The sequence below is a fragment of the Tenacibaculum sp. 190524A05c genome, assembly GCF_964036595.1.
In the GTDB taxonomy this organism is placed as follows: domain Bacteria; phylum Bacteroidota; class Bacteroidia; order Flavobacteriales; family Flavobacteriaceae; genus Polaribacter; species Polaribacter platacis.
In genome coordinates this window covers 1,832,665-1,848,474 of record NZ_OZ038523.1, presented here as the reverse complement: position 1 = coordinate 1,848,474, position 15,810 = coordinate 1,832,665, and the positions used below count along the sequence as shown (strand labels likewise).

Here is a 15,810-nt window from a genome sequence, read left to right as displayed (position 1 = left end):
TTATTCAAACCATTTATTTCCGCAATGCCTACATTGTCTTGCTCTTGGCGTTCTTGCTAGTTTTCCGCATTTTGAACAATTATTAATAATATTTGGATTGTCTTTTAAAATGCGCTTTGCGATAATTTCTTCTGCTTGAGTCTTTCCTAAAGAAACTATCTCATTCACATTATTATCTTGAAACCTGTATAGCAAATCCATTTCATGTTGAGCTAGAGCAATTTTTTTTGTTGTGATTTCTCCAGATTCAGTCAAGCCTAATCTTCTCAAAATTACCTTTTCTTCATCAAGCATCCAATCTCGACATTGTTCTAATAAATATTTTTTTAATTCAGAATTCATTTTGAGTTAGTAGCTTGCAGATATTAGAAATGTATAAGAATAGTAGTGGGTTTTGGTTACATGCTTTTAAGTTTATTACCGCTTACTATTTATATGTTTTACTTTCGTTTTTGTAATTAAATAGCTATTGTTTTTCAAATTCTTGTTTTCAGTTTTTACGCCATTTTATTTGTACGGCTGATATTTTTCCTATTTCTAATCTGTTCTCTTTCAGTTTTTCAAATCCATTTTTAAGATAAAAATTTAAAGGTGAAATGTAAGCTTCCCCATTTTTCTTTTTATCTCTATTATGGTCAATTACCCAACCATTTAATTCTGATTCTTTTTCTTTAGCAAGATTGAGAATTTTTGATCCGAATCCTTTTCCGTGAAACTTTGAATCTAAAATTAAAGCAAACCACTTTTCTTTATCACGTATAAAGTCAAAATACCATCCTTTAATACTTTGATTTTGGCTTTTCATTAAAATATGTGATTGTTCAGTTAAATCTTCGAGATACTTTTCAAATTCAGAAAGTGTTTGATAATTCAATTTTTCTGGATATTCAGTATTCCAAAGATTAAGAATCTCTTTTTTATCATTTTTCGAAAGTTCTATCTTCTCAATAAATTCCACTTTTCGTTTATTTGTTTATCATTCTTTTGCGCGTTTAAAGACTAAAGTTATCAAATAAATCACAGATAGAAAGTCCTCAAAGATTTTTGTAAGGAGGCTAAAACTAGCAATTACTTATAGTTATTGTTAGTAACTTTAATTTATATACAATTCAGTTGAAATATTAACTTCTTTTTCTGAATTTTTGTCTTTCAATTTTGCAGTCAATTTACAAGGATTATTTATTGTTCCTTTCGTTTTCGTAAATGTAAGTTTAGCGGTTACTTGACTTTTTAAATCTTTCGGATTTACTCCGACATTTTCATAAGCACTTAAAAGATTTGGATTGGAAAGTATTTTGTTCCCATTATTATCGGTTAAGTCGAGCGAAAAAATAGGAAAGACCTTTTCATCGGTTAATTCCAATCCTTCAATATCATTAAGTATCAAGATAAAAAGATGTTCAGAACTTACATTACTGTCAAAAACAGGTTGTTTTAGAGTTTCATTCCATAAATAGATAGTTGAGTATTCAATTCCGTTACTTTTTATGTCCAATAAGTCGTTTTCTTTTACTGTAAAAGGTAATTCGTAATTAAATTTTCCATCGCCTTTTTTATCTGAAATTTCAACAAACACCTTGTATTTTTCATTGTTCTTGTTTGGAAAAGCAGCTCTGAAGTTCGCGTGCAATTGAAGTGGTGAAAGGTCAGTTCCATTATTTATACTTTCAAGTAAGTTTGGATTTGAAAGAATAGTGTCTTTCTCATTTTTTACAATATGCATTGAAAGTTCAGGAAATGTTTTTCCGTTTGAATTCGTTAGTCCAGAAACGTTGTTAAATACAAGATTTACTTTTTCTCCAAAGACAAATTCATTTCTATTGTCAGCTGTTCCATTAATCTCAATTATTACATCGTCAATTCCAATTCCGTCACCTCTTGAATAAGCTCCAGTTGTCAAATCTTTGTTTACCGACTGATTAAATTGGCAAGAACTTAATGTCGTAATTACGATTAGTAAAATCAATATTCTAATTTTCTTCACTTGGTTTTTCATTATTGGTGCTAACGGACTTGTGTATGGAACGCAGCGTGTAAAAAGACACTAACTTTTCGGATTAACACAGTGCCGAATTTTTATATTTTGTTTTTAATTTCTCTCTTTTAAAAAGCCAAATTAAAAATTTGGCGGACTTTCTAAATATACACAAACCTTTCGGTTAAGCATTTATTAGTTATGTTTAAAAAGATCTTGTTAGAAAATCTTATTTATCGCTGATAAATGACCCCATAGAATATCTTTTTCTTTCAATTATTTTTCCTGTATCATCATAAAAAATCCAAGGACCATCTTTTTTATTCTTAACATATTTTCCTTTTGCTCTTATAACGCCTTTATTATAGCTATCGTATTCAATATATTCTCCATCAAGATTGCCATTTTTATAATTTTCGATTTTAAATAGATGTTTTTTCTTAGCAAAATACTTCCATTGGCCTATTTTACCTTTTTCGTTGTAATGCCCAGTTTCAATTATGGTATAATCTCTTCCTCCGTATAGTGTCCATTTACCCATTTTTCGTCCACGTGCAAAAGTACCGTTATATTCGATTTGACCATTGCTATAAAATGTTTTATAATCTCCATCAATCTTCCCAGCAACGTAAGAGATTTTACTTTTTAACTCTTTATTTTTATGATAAGATTCCCATAAGCCCTCTTGTTTATCATTTATTTGAGTCCCTTTTGTCTTTAACTCGCCATTTTTGTGATATTCTAATACTTTTGATATTTTATTATTCTCTTCATAGCTTATCTTTTTAATTCTTTCCAAGCCTTTGGTTGCATAGAAAGTTTCAATGGATATAACCCTTTGTATACTGTCAAATATTCTTTTTTCTTTCAATACTCCGGATTCATAAAAGTTTTTAGAAGCAATCTGTTTTCCTTTCTCATCATAAAATATAGTTTTCGATTTTTTTCCATTTTTATGAAATAAATATGATGCTCCTACTGGGTAATCATTTGTGTATTTCTTTTTTTCTTGTACGCTACCATTGGCATAAAATGATATGTATTCTCCATCTTTTTTTCCATTTTTAAAATAAATTATTTTACGTGGTTCTTTGCTTAAAGATTGATTGTTTGGAAAATATGACACCCATTTCCCCTGTTTTTTTCCGTCAACGTATTTTCCAATATCCGACAGTGTTCCTACTTTAAAGTAGTACTGCCATTCTCCAGCTTTTCTGCCTTTAAAATATTGCCCTTTTATGACTAAATAGCCTTTTTCGTTGTATTGTTTGAATTCACCTTGAAAATCACCATTTTTATAAGTGTCTATTTTCCAGATTTTATTATTCGAATAGTAGCTAATCCATTTTCCTTCTCGATTATTATTAACATATTTTCCTAATTCGTACCTGTTTACACCAGGATAAGTGACCTTCCAATTTCCGTTTCGTGTTCGCTGTTTGTTATTTTGTTCTAATGTTTCAACTGTAATATTATCAGTAAACTCAATTATTTCTTGGGCATGTGCAACTTGCAATATTATTATTAGTATGATTAAAAAAAGAATAGATTTTTTCATAATAGTCGCTAACGTTTGATGTATGAAAGTCGCGTGTTTGTGCATGAAGATTTTAGAAGAAAAATCTCAAGCTAGTAGACAAGAAACTAATATTGGCTTATCTAAAACAGCAATTTTTATACACTGTGTTGGTAAGAGTTATTTTATTTCAATTATTTTCAATGTTCGTTCAAGACTTTTATCAGAATAATTAGCACTTGTCTTAATTCTCACATAATCTTTCATTATTTCAATTATTTCAACTGTATAAATCTTGTTCAATTCTTCTTTTTCAAGTTCTCCTTTATGATTTCGATGATTTTTTAATTCATACTTACAGTTTGATATCCATTCCACATCAGAGTAATAATTCAATCCCTTATTCTTTTCAATCTGTATGTTTCCTTTTCTTTCGATTATTGTTGTTCCAGTCTCGGACTTTAATTCAAATATTCCGTTTTTTAAATCAGAACATTTTAATTGCCCCTTGCAACTTTGGAAACTCATTAATATTAAAATCAGATAGAAGATTTTTTTCATAATTATTACCAATGTATTTGCGTATGATTATTTTGTTGGAAAAGCACGTGAGTTCTTTTCAGATATTACGGAAAGATAATTAATAAGATTGAATATCCAATTAGTAAATTCATAAGCAATGAACTATACATAGTTTAATAAGTTTTTTAATCTATCCAACTGTCTAATATTTTCTTTTGTTTCCATTTACCATTTGTTATCTCGTACAATGCTAATAATCCGCCTCCGCATAATGGGCCGCAAATTTTTTCAAAACGAATTATAGCAAGATTATAGTTCTCATTAAATAAAGGTTTAGAAATGGACGAAAAACCTTGTTTACAATTTTTTTTATCTAACCAATCTAAATAAGCAAATTCATTTTTATTAAACGATTCGCTGAATTGAATATATTCTTGATTAGTAATAATGTTTTTTTGGGATGTTAAATCTTTAGTTATTTTGAATTTATTAAACAAGTCTATTTGAAATTCTAAAAATGGTTTAGAATTCTATTTTTACTCCCTTTTTGACTAACCTTTTTTGTAGCATATCCATTTCTATATTATTATTTATCGTATGAATAGAGGTTCTAAAGTCAAATTTTTTATTCTCTCCCTCTACATAATATCCGCTTCCATAAATTCCTTTGTACTTGTATATTTTATCTATTTCTTGATATTTTACTCTTTTAAATTTGGGCTTAATGAATAATTCATTAAAAAGTTTTGCAAACTTAGGCATTGGTGCATCTAATTTAAAAGTCATATAGTCTTCATAAAGACTAACAATAGGTCGTTTTTTTTGAGCTGTTTTATAAAATTTATAATAAAAGGGTATGCTTAAAAGTATAGGGATTAAAAAAAGGTCAATCATGTATGAGATTAATCTTATGCTATTACTCCAAAAATTAAAATATCTTAAAAGTAATACAACCCAAAAGATAAAAAATGGAGTTATAATTATTCTAGGCCAATAAAAGTTGAAATTAGAGCCATAAATTTCAAATTCTGCATTCTGTTTTTTTGTCATATTTTTTTAAATCAATTGTAATGTATTTGCGTATGATTTTTTGCGGAAAAAGGACGCGAGTTCTTTTCCAATGTTTCGGAAAGATAATTAATAAGATTGAATTTTCTGGTGAGGTCCCGAAGCTTCCGGACAGCCGTAATTAATTATACACGATGTGGGCGGTAGAATTTTTTATTTTATTATTGTTAAATTAGTTATTCCCATCTATCATTATCCCTTATTAATTCTGCATTAGTTTTAAAAATTCCATTTTCTCCAACAATAGTGAATGTGATATTTGATTCTCCATTTTTTCCTCTTGTAGTAATATTACCACTCATTAATAATCCGAAATATTTTATTTTACCAGTTTTTTGGGTTATTTCAGTATTATTTCTACAATATTGTTTGGTGGTTTTAAAAGCATCAGATTGTCCAAATGTTAGAATTATTATTAGGCATAATCCCATCCAGAAAATTATTAAAAAAGTCCAAAATTCAAGTATGTGTTTAAATGTAAATTCAGATATGACAAATGGATTTTTTCTTGCTCTTTTAGTCAGTAAAGAATACGTTTCAAGAAACTTTGGGAAATATCCTCTAGTCTTTTTGTAATATTTAAACCAAATAATTACTCCAAATAATAAAATCATTGGTGAAATTATTATTCCAATTGTAGAATAAGGTTGAAGTCTAGTTAATTCTCTAAAAAAAGAAGTTATCCAAATTATACATCCAATTAATATAAATGGTTTATGATTAATAATGTTTTTCATAAAGAATTTTTCATAGCATTTTTGTTGTTGCTAACAGTTTAGTATAAGAGCAGTGGCGAATAAATGTACTTACCTTTCGGAAGACAAGATACCTAATTATTAGAAAAAATGATTCGAGTTTTCATCCAAACCGTTATTACTTTTATACATTGTTGGCAATAGTTTTATTCTTTCATCTGTGCATAAAATTTTCTCCATTCCGAAGTGTCGTATATTAAATTTGATTCTTTTATCATTCCATTTTCAATCTTAAACCATTCAGTGGCTGTGTTTGATTCCAGACCTACGACAGAGGATTTAAAATCATAATGGACAGCTATCCAATTCCCATTTTCAGCGATATTGATTATTTCTATTCCGGTGATTACAGCACCTATTTGTTTGGCTAATGCAATAAATTCTATTTTAGAATTCAATTCAACCATTGGATTTTTAAATTTATAGTCATCTGCTAACAATGCTATTGATTCTTGAATCAATTCAGGGTTATTAAATCCATTTAAAAACTTTGTTACAATTTCTTGATTTGTCATAGTATTTGTTTCCTTTTGTTGGGCATAAGCATTTATAGAGAATATTGTTATTCCTATTATAAATGCGTGTTTGATTAATCTCATGTTTTTTTAATTATTAATGAGACAAAGTTCAGAAATGGAAGTGTTTTAAATCTTGGTAAAAACCAAGATTTTTAGATTTCGATTGTATTAATTAGTTTACTAAAATTGGTAGCATCAATTCGTAGATAGGAAGCTATATCTTTTTGAGGAATTATATTTATTAAATGCGGACTTCTCTTTGCAAAATTTTTGAAACGGGTTTTGGTGTTAAAAGCCATTAGTTGATGATGTCTTTCGATAATACCTAATAAAAACTGTTCTGTAATTTTTCTAAATAGCGTTTCAAGTTCTCTGTATTCTTTAATTAGTTGTATATGTTTACTGTAAGATAATCTTAAAAACTTACTGTCAGTAATTGTTTCAAGGTAGTATTTTGAAGGGGTTTGTGTTAGAAAGGATTCCATAACCCCGCTAAATGATGGGTTGTAGGCAAAAAACATTATATGTTGTTTTCCTTCATTTAAATAGTAAGATTTTTGAATTCCCTCCTTCACAAAATAGATATAGTTTTCAGTTTTTTCAGGTTGGGTAATTATAGTTTTTTTTGGTATTTGGTATTCAGACCAGTGTGAAATATATTCATCAAGAATTTTATCATTTACTTTATATATATCTGACAGAAATTTTCTCAATCTTCTTGTTTTTTAAATTATTGTCAACGGTTCGGCTATGATTAGTTGCGTGGTTTAGCACTTAGCTTTGCAAGTACACACAAAACTTAAAATCCGCGAGGGTTTTCAGGAGTAGGTTAGAACAAGCAATTACTTATAGCCATAGTTTTTTAATATTTCTTTAATTTCGTCTCTTACCTTTTTATCTTCAAAACTATATTCTAATTTATCGTATTCATTTATTGGATTTAATACAAATTCTGAATTTGCACCATTATTTAATACCCACTTTAAAACATCAATAGCTTTGAGATACTTTTCTTTAGATTCTTTATTTCTAACTAAAGTACCAATTGAAGAAACAATATTTTGAATAGGATAATCTTTAAACCAGTCATCTTGCTCATTTATGTTTATTCCATGATTGACAAGCGATTTTATCATTGATAAATTTAAATTATAACTAGCTTGTTTTAAGCATCCTTTAGTTTCAACTGGTTTTTTAGATAAAAGAAATTCGACTATTTCATTATTGTCTGACTGACACGCTCTTTCTAGAAAAGACATATCTACGTAACCTGTTCTTGTTTCTGTATTTATATCACCTTGATTAAAGTGGTTTATAAACTCTTGATTAAATCCTCTTTCAATTAAATGGTAGTAGTATCCTTTATTAGCATCTTCTTGTGAAGGTTTTAGTCCGTAAGTAGGGTGTGGAATATATCTTTTCGGAAGCTTAGGATTTTTATTATTCTCTGCTATTTCAGATTCAATTTGCTTTTCAATCCCTAAATCTCTGTAAGCATTCCATGTGCCACTAAAACCAATAGAAGACTCTCCTACTTCCAAGACTTTAAGTTTGTGAGTATAAAATCCTATACCATGTTCTTCATCCCAAGAACAATCACCTCTATAGCCAATATAAGAAATACTTTCTTTTTCTGGTAAGTCAATATAAATAGACGAAATTTCTATATGTTTTTTAACATCATTTATAGACTTCATTTCTGGTAAATGTTCTTCATAAATCTCTTTCCATTTATCATATTCAGACAAAAAACTTTCATAGAGACTGTTTAAAATTTTCGCTTGATTATTAATTATAAAAGTTACAGAATTTAATTGAGAATCTTTGGGTTTTGGAATTTCAGATAACTCATCTTCAAATTGGATATTAATTTCTTCATTTGAATCAAATTCTTTCAAAAAGTAGCAGGTTTCCCAATAACCATCCCATTTATATTTCTTATTAAATAATCTCATTTTTTAAATTATGACTAACCGCTTCGGCTATGATTAGTGAGGAAATAAATCTGCGATTAACTTCCGATTAAGCACTTAGTTAAAACTTTTTATTTTGTTTTAATTTTTTCATTTTAAAAGCCAAATTAAAAGATTGGGCGGACTTTATAAAAATAGACTAAACTTTGGATTAAACACCAAAACCCGTATTAATTATAGCCATTGTTGTAAATACTATTTTATTCAACTTTTTTAATAGGTATTTTAAAATCACACGTTTTTTGGTTGTCTTTAGTGTACCAAACTTTAATATTCAAAGTATCATTGTCTATATAGTCCTCGAGAACTTTAATTTCTGTTCGCATTCCCGTTTTATCTTTATTCGTTCCAAGAACCCTAATCCCAGCTCCTGCAATCCTGAGATTTATCGGGTCAATATTTGTTGTTATAAAATTAGTTTTAGTTGGTTGATTATAAATTAAAAATTCTTTTCCGTTTTCAATTTGGATAGTGATTTTTTGATTTTCATAACCACAAGTTAAATCTGTTTTATTAAGTTTTGAATTTGAACAACTATATAAAACAAGAAGAAGAGTTATAATTCCGAATAGATTTCTTTTTTTCATGTTATTTACAACTACTTATATCATTACTATAATTCTGGTTATCTCGAAAGTAATCCAGGATATTAGGAGTTTTATATCGTTTTATACACTTCTTCAAAAGGAACTCTAAAACGTTGTCCGTAGACTCCTTCTTCTTTTCGAATTCCACAGGAAATAATCATGTTAATTTCGGCACCAAAAGGCAATCCAATAACTTTTTTTACGCGCCAAGTATCAGAACCTTCCATCGGGCATGTGTCGTATCCTTTGGCAGCCATACTTAGCATAAAAGTTTGTGCGGCCAAAGCAGCACTTTTATGTGCAACAACACGCATGTCTTTACCACGAACTTCTCTATATATAGGTTTGAATAAACCCATTACTAGCATAATTACGTATTTCAATAATCCAAATAATCCGAAGAAATCTCTATAAACCGTTGGTATAAGTTTCTGGTAATAGTTTTTGGCAAATTTCTCTCGGCTAGTTTGTTCTGCTTTTGGTTTTGGAGGAAATACTTTGTTTAGATAATCTAAATTGGCTTTTGCGCGTTTAGGCCATAAATCTTTGCGAACCGTTACTACAACTAACTGTTGTGCAGTTTTCGCTGCATTTTGTCCAAAACATAACGGAACAATTTCTTCTATGACATCTTTGGAAGTAATGTGGTAAAACTCCCACAACTGCATGTTACTACTGTTGGGTGCTAATACTGCTTGTTGAATGCATTTTTTTACAACTGAGGAATCTATTGGTTTTTCATTATCGTAAACTCTAACAGATCTTCTATAGTTTATGGCTTCAGAAACGGTCTTTTCACTCATGATTATCCTAGTTTCATTAAGGTTTTTAATTGTTTTAGTTTTCCTTTGTAAGGAGCATATCGAGTCGGTACATCTAACCAGTTTCCTCGAGTTACCACTCCTTTTTTATGAGAAAAAGTATCGAAAGTATGTTTACCATGATACCCACCAATTCCACTTTCACCAACACCTCCAAAAGGTAATTTATGATTCGCGAAATGAACTGTCGTATCGTTTATAGTTCCGCCTCCGAATGAATATTTCTTAATAAGTTCTTTTGCAAACGACTTCTTATTTGAAAACACGTAAAAGGCTAAAGGTTTATCATATTTAGAAATTACAGTAGCTAAGTCTTCTTGTGTTTCATAGGTTAACAAAGGTAATATCGGACCAAAGATTTCTCCTTTCATGGCTTCGCTATCAAGACTAGTTTCATCTAATAATGTCGGAGCAATATAATTTTCATCTCGATTTGTTGTTCCTCCAGCTAAAACAGATTCGTTTTCTAACATTTTAGCTAATCGATCAAAATTTCTCTGATTTACAATTCTCGGGAAATCTTCTGAAGCTTGTGGGTTTTCTCCATAAGCCTTAGTGATTTCTTCTTTAAATGCCGCTACAAAGTTGTCTTTGCTCTTTTTATGGATAAGCAAGTAATCTGGAGCGATACAAGTTTGTCCACCGTTTAAAAATTTCCCCCAAACAATTCGTTTAGCGGCTAATTTTAAATTGGCAGTATCATCTACAATACACGGGCTTTTTCCTCCCAGTTCTAAAGTAACAGGTGTGATATATTCAGCAGCCGCTTTTGCTACGATTCGTCCAACAGGAACACTTCCTGTGAAGAAAATATAATCCCAACGTTGAGCCAACAATTCTTGTGCTTCTGATACTCCTCCTTCAACAACAGTAACATGTCCTGGGTCAAAAACTGCTTCAACTATTTCTTTACAAATAGCACTCGTATGAGGTGTTAATTCAGAAGGTTTTAAAACAACAGTATTTCCTGCTGCTATTGCTCCGGCCAATGGAGAAAAAGCCAATTGATACGGATAATTCCAAGGGGCAATAATTAAGGTTGTTCCATAAGGTTCAGTATGAATTTTTGCTGATGATGGAAAATTCAGTAGTGCTGGTTGAACACGTTTCGGTCTAGACCAATACGCTACTTTTTTAATCATCATTTTTACTTCTGCAATAACAATACTCGTTTCTGTCATTACACCTTCATATTCCGACTTTTTAAAATCATTATGCAATGCTTTTAAAATATCGTTTTCTCTTCGGATGATCTCTTTAAGTAATTTTTGTAAACTCTTTTTTCTAAAAGCAACACTTTTTGTTTGCTGGGTTGCAAAAAACTGTTTTTGTTGCTCAATAAGTTGAGGAATGCTCATGTATTAAATTTCTTGAAGTTTTTTATTCATTATTCTAAACCAAATAGGAGGAATGAGAGAGAGTAACATCATTCCTGGGTAACCCGTTGGCATTTGCGGGCTTTCAGGTAAAGATTTTAATATTTGGTAATGTTTACTGCCATTGTAATGATGGTCTGAATGTCGTGATAAGTTAAATAACACTAGTTTTCCAATAACATGATTGGAATTCCATGAGTGTATATGTTTTACTCTTTCGTATCTGCCAAATTTATTTTTAGTTCTTAATAACCCGTAGTGTTCTATGTAGTTTACGGTTTCTAATAATAGAATTCCAAAAATTGCAGCTATTAAGAAATAGAGTGTTGTAGTTAATCCGAAAAAGTAGAATATACTTCCGATAAGAATAGCATGACAAATAGTGTAGATCAACATTCTGTTTTGGTGATGGGACCAAGAACGATCAGAAGTAACTAATCTTTTGTTCTCTAACTTCCAAGCTTGGAGATAACTCATAAATTGAGATCGAATCCAAAAAGTATATAAAGGTTCATTTTTTCTTGCCGTTGCTGCGTCTTCCGGGGTCGCAACATTAAAATGATGACCAGCATTATGATACGGTAAAAAATGCGTTTCTAAAGAAGTAGCTAATAAAATTTCTCCTAATAATTCTTCGAATCTATTGTTACGATGACCTAATTCATGACCAACATTAATTCCTATAACACCACACATAATTCCCATTGCCGAAATTCTACCAATTAAATCTAAAGGAGCTGTAGTTTCATTAATTACAAATAAAAACCAAATAAGAAACCCAACTTGTACAGGTAGTGTTAAGTATAAGATGTAGGTGTATAGTTTATTGTTTTTTTCAATTACCTCTTGTTCTTTATCGAAGTTTTCTGCATTTACCTTTAAAAACATATCAGATAAAGGAACAATTCCGAAAACATAAATAAGTGGAAGAAATGTTATCCAACCGGTTGAGGTGAATGAAACATATACAGTTAAAGGGATGCTGAAAACGAGTAAATATTTTAATGCTTTCATTGAAAAGGGTCTAAAAAAACTAAATATACGAATTTAGTTACAAGCATCCCAAATCGGATCGTTCATTGGTAATGGAGCAGTGATTGTAATTTGGTCTTTACTCACAGGGTGAATGAAGGCTATTTTTCTAGCATGTAAATGGATGCTTCCATTCTTATTACTTCGTGCGAAACCGTATTTTAAATCGCCTTTTATTGGATGTCCAATATTTGAAAGTTGACATCTAATTTGATGATGTCTTCCAGTTTCTAGATCTATTTCTAGCAAGCTATAATTATCCAATTCTTTAACAACTATGTAGTGTAAAATTGCTTTTTTGCTACCTGGGATTTCTTTCAGAAAAGCAGAGGATTTATTGTTTTTAGGATTCTTTTTTAAGAAGTTGGTTAAGGTGTTTGCTTTTTTAGTTAAATGACCTTTTACAACAGCAAAATATGTTTTTTTAATTTCTTTGTCACGTAACATTTTATTCAAGCGTTCTAAAGCTTTAGAAGTACGTGCGAAAATTACAATTCCAGAAGTGGGTCTGTCTAAACGATGAACTGTTCCTAAAAACACATTTCCTGGCTTGTTATATTTCTCCTTGATATATTCTTTAACAACATCACTTAAAGGTTTATCACCAGTTTTATCACCTTGAACAATGTCTCCAGCTCTTTTATTAATAATGATAATGTGATTGTCTTCGTGAAGAACTAATAAGTTGTTTTTATTAGAATGCATATCGATTTATTTAAAATCATCAGCAACATCCTTATTTACACTGTCAATAAAGTTTAAAACTTCATCTCTTCCTAATTTGGAAGTAGAAGAAGTTAAAAAGTTAACAGGCAAACTCTCCCAGTGATCTAGAAGTTTTCTTTTGTATGAAAGTAATTGTTTGTTTAGTTTAGAACTAGGTAGTTTATCAGCCTTTGTGAAAATAATAGCAAACGGAATTTGATTTTCACCTAAAAAGCGCATGAATTCTAAATCGATTTTTTGCGGATCATGACGTGAATCCACCAAAACAAAAGCACAAACTAATTGTTCTCTTTCTTTGAAGTAATTCTCAATAAAATATTGAAAAATAGTTCTTTTCTTTTTAGAAACTTTTGCATATCCATATCCTGGTAAATCAACTAAAAACCATTCATCATTTACTTTAAAGTGATTGATTAACTGAGTTTTCCCAGGAGTTCCAGATGTTTTTGCCAATTTCTTACGTTCCATCAGCATGTTAATCAATGAAGATTTTCCAACATTGGATCTACCAATGAATGCATATTCAGGAATATGATCTTTAGGAGCATTAGTCACGTTACTATTGCTCATCACAAATTCAGCAGATTTAATCTTCATGTTTTAACTATTTCCTCTAAGTTGTTGGCTATATATTTCGCTGTTTAAACCAGCTCTCTAAAATTTCGTTGAATTCAACAGGGTGTTCCATCATCGCAGCATGACCACATTTATCTATCCAGAACAAGTCGCTATCAGGAAGTAATCTATGGAAATCTTCAGCTACTTCAGGAGGAGTAACAGTGTCATTCTTTCCCCAAACAATACAAGTCGGTTGACTCATGTTTGGTAAATCGTTAGCCATGTTATGACGAACTGCACTTTTAGCAATTGCTAATGTTTTTACTAAAGTATTTCTATCATTAATAACATCGTAAACCTGATCTACTAATTCTTCTGTGGCAATAGATTTGTCATAAAAAACTTCTTGAGTTTTTGTGCGAACAAATCCTTTGTCTCCTCTTCTTGGGTAGTTATTTCCCATTGAGTTTTCGTATAAACCAGAACTTCCAGTTAATACAAGAGCAGAAACATCTTGAGGGTAGTGTTTGATGTAGTATAACGCAATATGACCTCCTAGAGAATTCCCTAAAAGAACAACATCTTTTAAGTTTTTATACTCGATAAAATCATGTAAAAACTTCGCAAGATTTTTAACGTTGGTTTTAAGTATTGGTAGGGTATAAAGCGGTAATTCAGGAATTAAAACTTTATATCCATTCTCAGAAAAATGCTTGAACGTAGAGTCAAAATTACTCAAAGCACCCATTAATCCATGAAGTACAATAATAGCTTTTCCTTCTCCAGCTTCAGCATAGGTATACTTATCTTCTCTCTTTAAAAAATCTGTCATTAGCTAAGATTTGGCTCAGAGCAAAAGTAATTCTTTTTTTTATACCTATCAATTTCTTTTCAAATATGCTTTTTAAGCTGAATTAACACTCAGAAGCACAGTATTTTCCTTAAAACACGGAAACTTATCAACAATGTGGTAAAAAGTGGTAAATTGTGGTAAATATTTTATATTTTTGAATAATACTTGTCTTAGGGTGGTAAACATTATTGGAACATATGAGTGTAAAGCTGATGCCAAAGGTAGGCTAATGGTTGCTTCTGCATTGAAGAAGCAATTGAGTCCTGTTTTGGAAGAAGGTTTTGTGATTAAACGTTCGGTGTTTCAGCCATGTTTAGAGTTGTATCCTATGCAAGAGTGGAATCAAATGATGGCTAAAATTAATAAGCTAAATCGTTTTGTTAAGAAGAATAATGATTTCATAAGAAGATTTACTGCTGGTGTTAAGGTGGTTGAAATGGATTCGGCAGGAAGAATTTTAATTCCAAAAGACTTATGTGTTTTTGCTGGTATTGAGAAACAAGTAGTGTTGTCTAGTGCGGTGAATATTATTGAGATTTGGGATAAGGATAAGTACGAAAGTGTAATTGAAGATACAGCTTCAGATTTTGCGGATTTGGCTGAGGAAGTAATGGGAAATATTGAAATTGATGAGTGATTATCATAAGTCTGTTTTACTTGAAGAGAGTGTAGATGCGCTCAATATAAAAGCGGATGGTGTTTATGTTGATGTAACATTTGGAGGAGGAGGTCATTCCAAAGAAATATTAAAAAGATTAGGGGAGAACGGTAAGTTGTTTGCTTTCGATCAGGATGCTGATGCGTTACAAAACACTATTGAAGATGATCGGTTTGTTCTGATTGGTGAGAATTTTAGGTATATCACTCGGTTTTTGCGTTTTCACGGTGTGAAAAAAGTAGATGGTGTTCTTGCGGATTTAGGTGTTTCTTCTTATCAATTTGATGAAGCTACAAGAGGTTTTTCTACAAGGTTTGATGGTGAGTTAGATATGAGGATGAATCAAGCTTCTGGTTTATCTGCGAAAGTTGTAGTGAATGAGTACGAGGAAGAGAAGTTAGCTGATGTTTTGTATTTGTATGGAGAACTAAGGAATGCTCGAGCAATTGCAAGGCAAATAGTGAGTTCAAGAGGAGTTAAAGAAATTGATACAAGTTTTGAGTTGAAAGAGGCTTTGAAGCGATTTCTTCCAAAAGCAAAAGAACATAAAATTTTAGCGCAAATATATCAGGCTATTCGAATTGAAGTTAACGAGGAGTTAGAGGTGTTGAAAGAGTTTTTGATGCAAATGCCTGAGTTGTTAAATGAAGAAGGAAGGTTGAGTGTCATATCATATCATTCTTTAGAGGATAGGTTGGTTAAACGATTTATTCGAACTGGTAAGTTCCAGGGAGAGCCAGAAAAGGATTTTTATGGTAATACAAATGAGCCGATGAAAAAGGTTGGGAAATTAATTGTTCCAACTCAAGATGAGATAAAAGTAAATAACCGAGCACGAAGTGCGAAATTAAGAATAGCAACATTAAAATAAG

General features: G+C 30.6%; 20 protein-coding genes. 2 read left to right on the top strand and 18 right to left on the bottom strand.

Annotated elements, in window-relative coordinates:
• The 18 genes from ABNT61_RS08020 to ABNT61_RS07935 form a co-directional block, all read right to left on the bottom strand.
• On the bottom strand, positions 1-342 hold the full coding sequence (locus tag ABNT61_RS08020) for a hypothetical protein (RefSeq protein WP_348745521.1): 342 nt from the start codon (positions 340-342) through the stop codon (positions 1-3).
• A gap of 148 nt (positions 343-490) precedes the next feature.
• Positions 491-958, bottom strand: a complete 468-nt coding sequence (locus ABNT61_RS08015) for a GNAT family N-acetyltransferase (RefSeq protein ID WP_348745520.1) — start codon at positions 956-958, stop codon at positions 491-493.
• Positions 959-1,093: 135 nt separating this feature from the next.
• Positions 1,094-1,996, bottom strand: a complete 903-nt coding sequence (locus ABNT61_RS08010) for a hypothetical protein (RefSeq protein ID WP_348745519.1) — start codon at positions 1,994-1,996, stop codon at positions 1,094-1,096.
• Between the two features lie 208 nt (positions 1,997-2,204).
• Positions 2,205-3,533, bottom strand: coding sequence for a hypothetical protein (locus ABNT61_RS08005; RefSeq protein WP_348745518.1), 1,329 nt, complete (start codon positions 3,531-3,533; stop codon positions 2,205-2,207).
• Between the two features lie 138 nt (positions 3,534-3,671).
• A complete protein-coding gene (locus ABNT61_RS08000) occupies positions 3,672-4,052 on the bottom strand; it encodes a hypothetical protein (RefSeq protein WP_348745517.1) in 381 nt (126 codons plus the stop codon).
• A gap of 146 nt (positions 4,053-4,198) precedes the next feature.
• Positions 4,199-4,510, bottom strand: a complete 312-nt coding sequence (locus ABNT61_RS07995) for a hypothetical protein (RefSeq protein ID WP_348745516.1) — start codon at positions 4,508-4,510, stop codon at positions 4,199-4,201.
• A 25-nt stretch (positions 4,511-4,535) separates the two neighbouring features.
• A complete protein-coding gene (locus tag ABNT61_RS07990; RefSeq protein ID WP_348745515.1) occupies positions 4,536-4,799 on the bottom strand; it encodes a hypothetical protein in 264 nt (87 codons plus the stop codon).
• A gap of 458 nt (positions 4,800-5,257) precedes the next feature.
• Positions 5,258-5,818: a hypothetical protein gene (locus ABNT61_RS07985; RefSeq protein ID WP_348745514.1), complete on the bottom strand. Its 561-nt coding sequence runs from the start codon at positions 5,816-5,818 to the stop codon at positions 5,258-5,260.
• 164 nt (positions 5,819-5,982) lie between these two features.
• Positions 5,983-6,435, bottom strand: coding sequence for a nuclear transport factor 2 family protein (locus ABNT61_RS07980; RefSeq protein ID WP_348745513.1), 453 nt, complete (start codon positions 6,433-6,435; stop codon positions 5,983-5,985).
• Between the two features lie 71 nt (positions 6,436-6,506).
• Entirely contained in the window at positions 6,507-7,067 is a 561-nt protein-coding gene (locus ABNT61_RS07975; protein WP_348745512.1) for a Crp/Fnr family transcriptional regulator, read from the bottom strand.
• Positions 7,068-7,196: 129 nt separating this feature from the next.
• Positions 7,197-8,309 carry a DUF6985 domain-containing protein gene (locus ABNT61_RS07970; protein ID WP_348745511.1) on the bottom strand — a complete coding sequence of 371 codons (1,113 nt, stop codon included), beginning with the start codon at positions 8,307-8,309 and terminating at the stop codon, positions 7,197-7,199.
• 218 nt (positions 8,310-8,527) lie between these two features.
• Positions 8,528-8,914 carry a hypothetical protein gene (locus tag ABNT61_RS07965; RefSeq protein WP_348745510.1) on the bottom strand — a complete coding sequence of 129 codons (387 nt, stop codon included), beginning with the start codon at positions 8,912-8,914 and terminating at the stop codon, positions 8,528-8,530.
• A 71-nt stretch (positions 8,915-8,985) separates the two neighbouring features.
• Positions 8,986-9,717 (bottom strand): nitroreductase family protein, encoded by a 732-nt coding sequence (locus ABNT61_RS07960; protein ID WP_348745509.1) that lies wholly within the window; start codon positions 9,715-9,717, stop codon positions 8,986-8,988.
• Between the two features lie 2 nt (positions 9,718-9,719).
• Positions 9,720-11,093: an aldehyde dehydrogenase gene (locus ABNT61_RS07955; RefSeq protein WP_348745508.1), complete on the bottom strand. Its 1,374-nt coding sequence runs from the start codon at positions 11,091-11,093 to the stop codon at positions 9,720-9,722.
• A gap of 3 nt (positions 11,094-11,096) precedes the next feature.
• Positions 11,097-12,125: an alkane 1-monooxygenase gene (locus ABNT61_RS07950; protein ID WP_348745507.1), complete on the bottom strand. Its 1,029-nt coding sequence runs from the start codon at positions 12,123-12,125 to the stop codon at positions 11,097-11,099.
• Between the two features lie 33 nt (positions 12,126-12,158).
• Positions 12,159-12,848 carry an RluA family pseudouridine synthase gene (locus tag ABNT61_RS07945; protein WP_348745506.1) on the bottom strand — a complete coding sequence of 230 codons (690 nt, stop codon included), beginning with the start codon at positions 12,846-12,848 and terminating at the stop codon, positions 12,159-12,161.
• 6 nt (positions 12,849-12,854) lie between these two features.
• Complete coding sequence (yihA, locus tag ABNT61_RS07940) at positions 12,855-13,466, bottom strand: ribosome biogenesis GTP-binding protein YihA/YsxC (protein WP_348745505.1); 612 nt, start codon at positions 13,464-13,466, stop codon at positions 12,855-12,857.
• 28 nt (positions 13,467-13,494) lie between these two features.
• A complete protein-coding gene (locus ABNT61_RS07935) occupies positions 13,495-14,259 on the bottom strand; it encodes an alpha/beta hydrolase (protein WP_348723560.1) in 765 nt (254 codons plus the stop codon).
• Positions 14,260-14,455: 196 nt separating this feature from the next.
• Here ABNT61_RS07935 and mraZ point away from each other — a divergent pair, with 196 nt between their 5' ends.
• Both mraZ and rsmH read left to right on the top strand, forming a co-directional pair.
• On the top strand, positions 14,456-14,917 hold the full coding sequence (gene mraZ / locus ABNT61_RS07930) for a division/cell wall cluster transcriptional repressor MraZ (RefSeq protein WP_348712929.1): 462 nt from the start codon (positions 14,456-14,458) through the stop codon (positions 14,915-14,917).
• Entirely contained in the window at positions 14,910-15,809 is a 900-nt protein-coding gene (gene rsmH, locus ABNT61_RS07925) for a 16S rRNA (cytosine(1402)-N(4))-methyltransferase RsmH (RefSeq protein WP_348745504.1), read from the top strand. Before mraZ ends, rsmH begins: the two co-directional genes overlap by 8 nt.
• Position 15,810 lies beyond the last annotated feature (1 nt).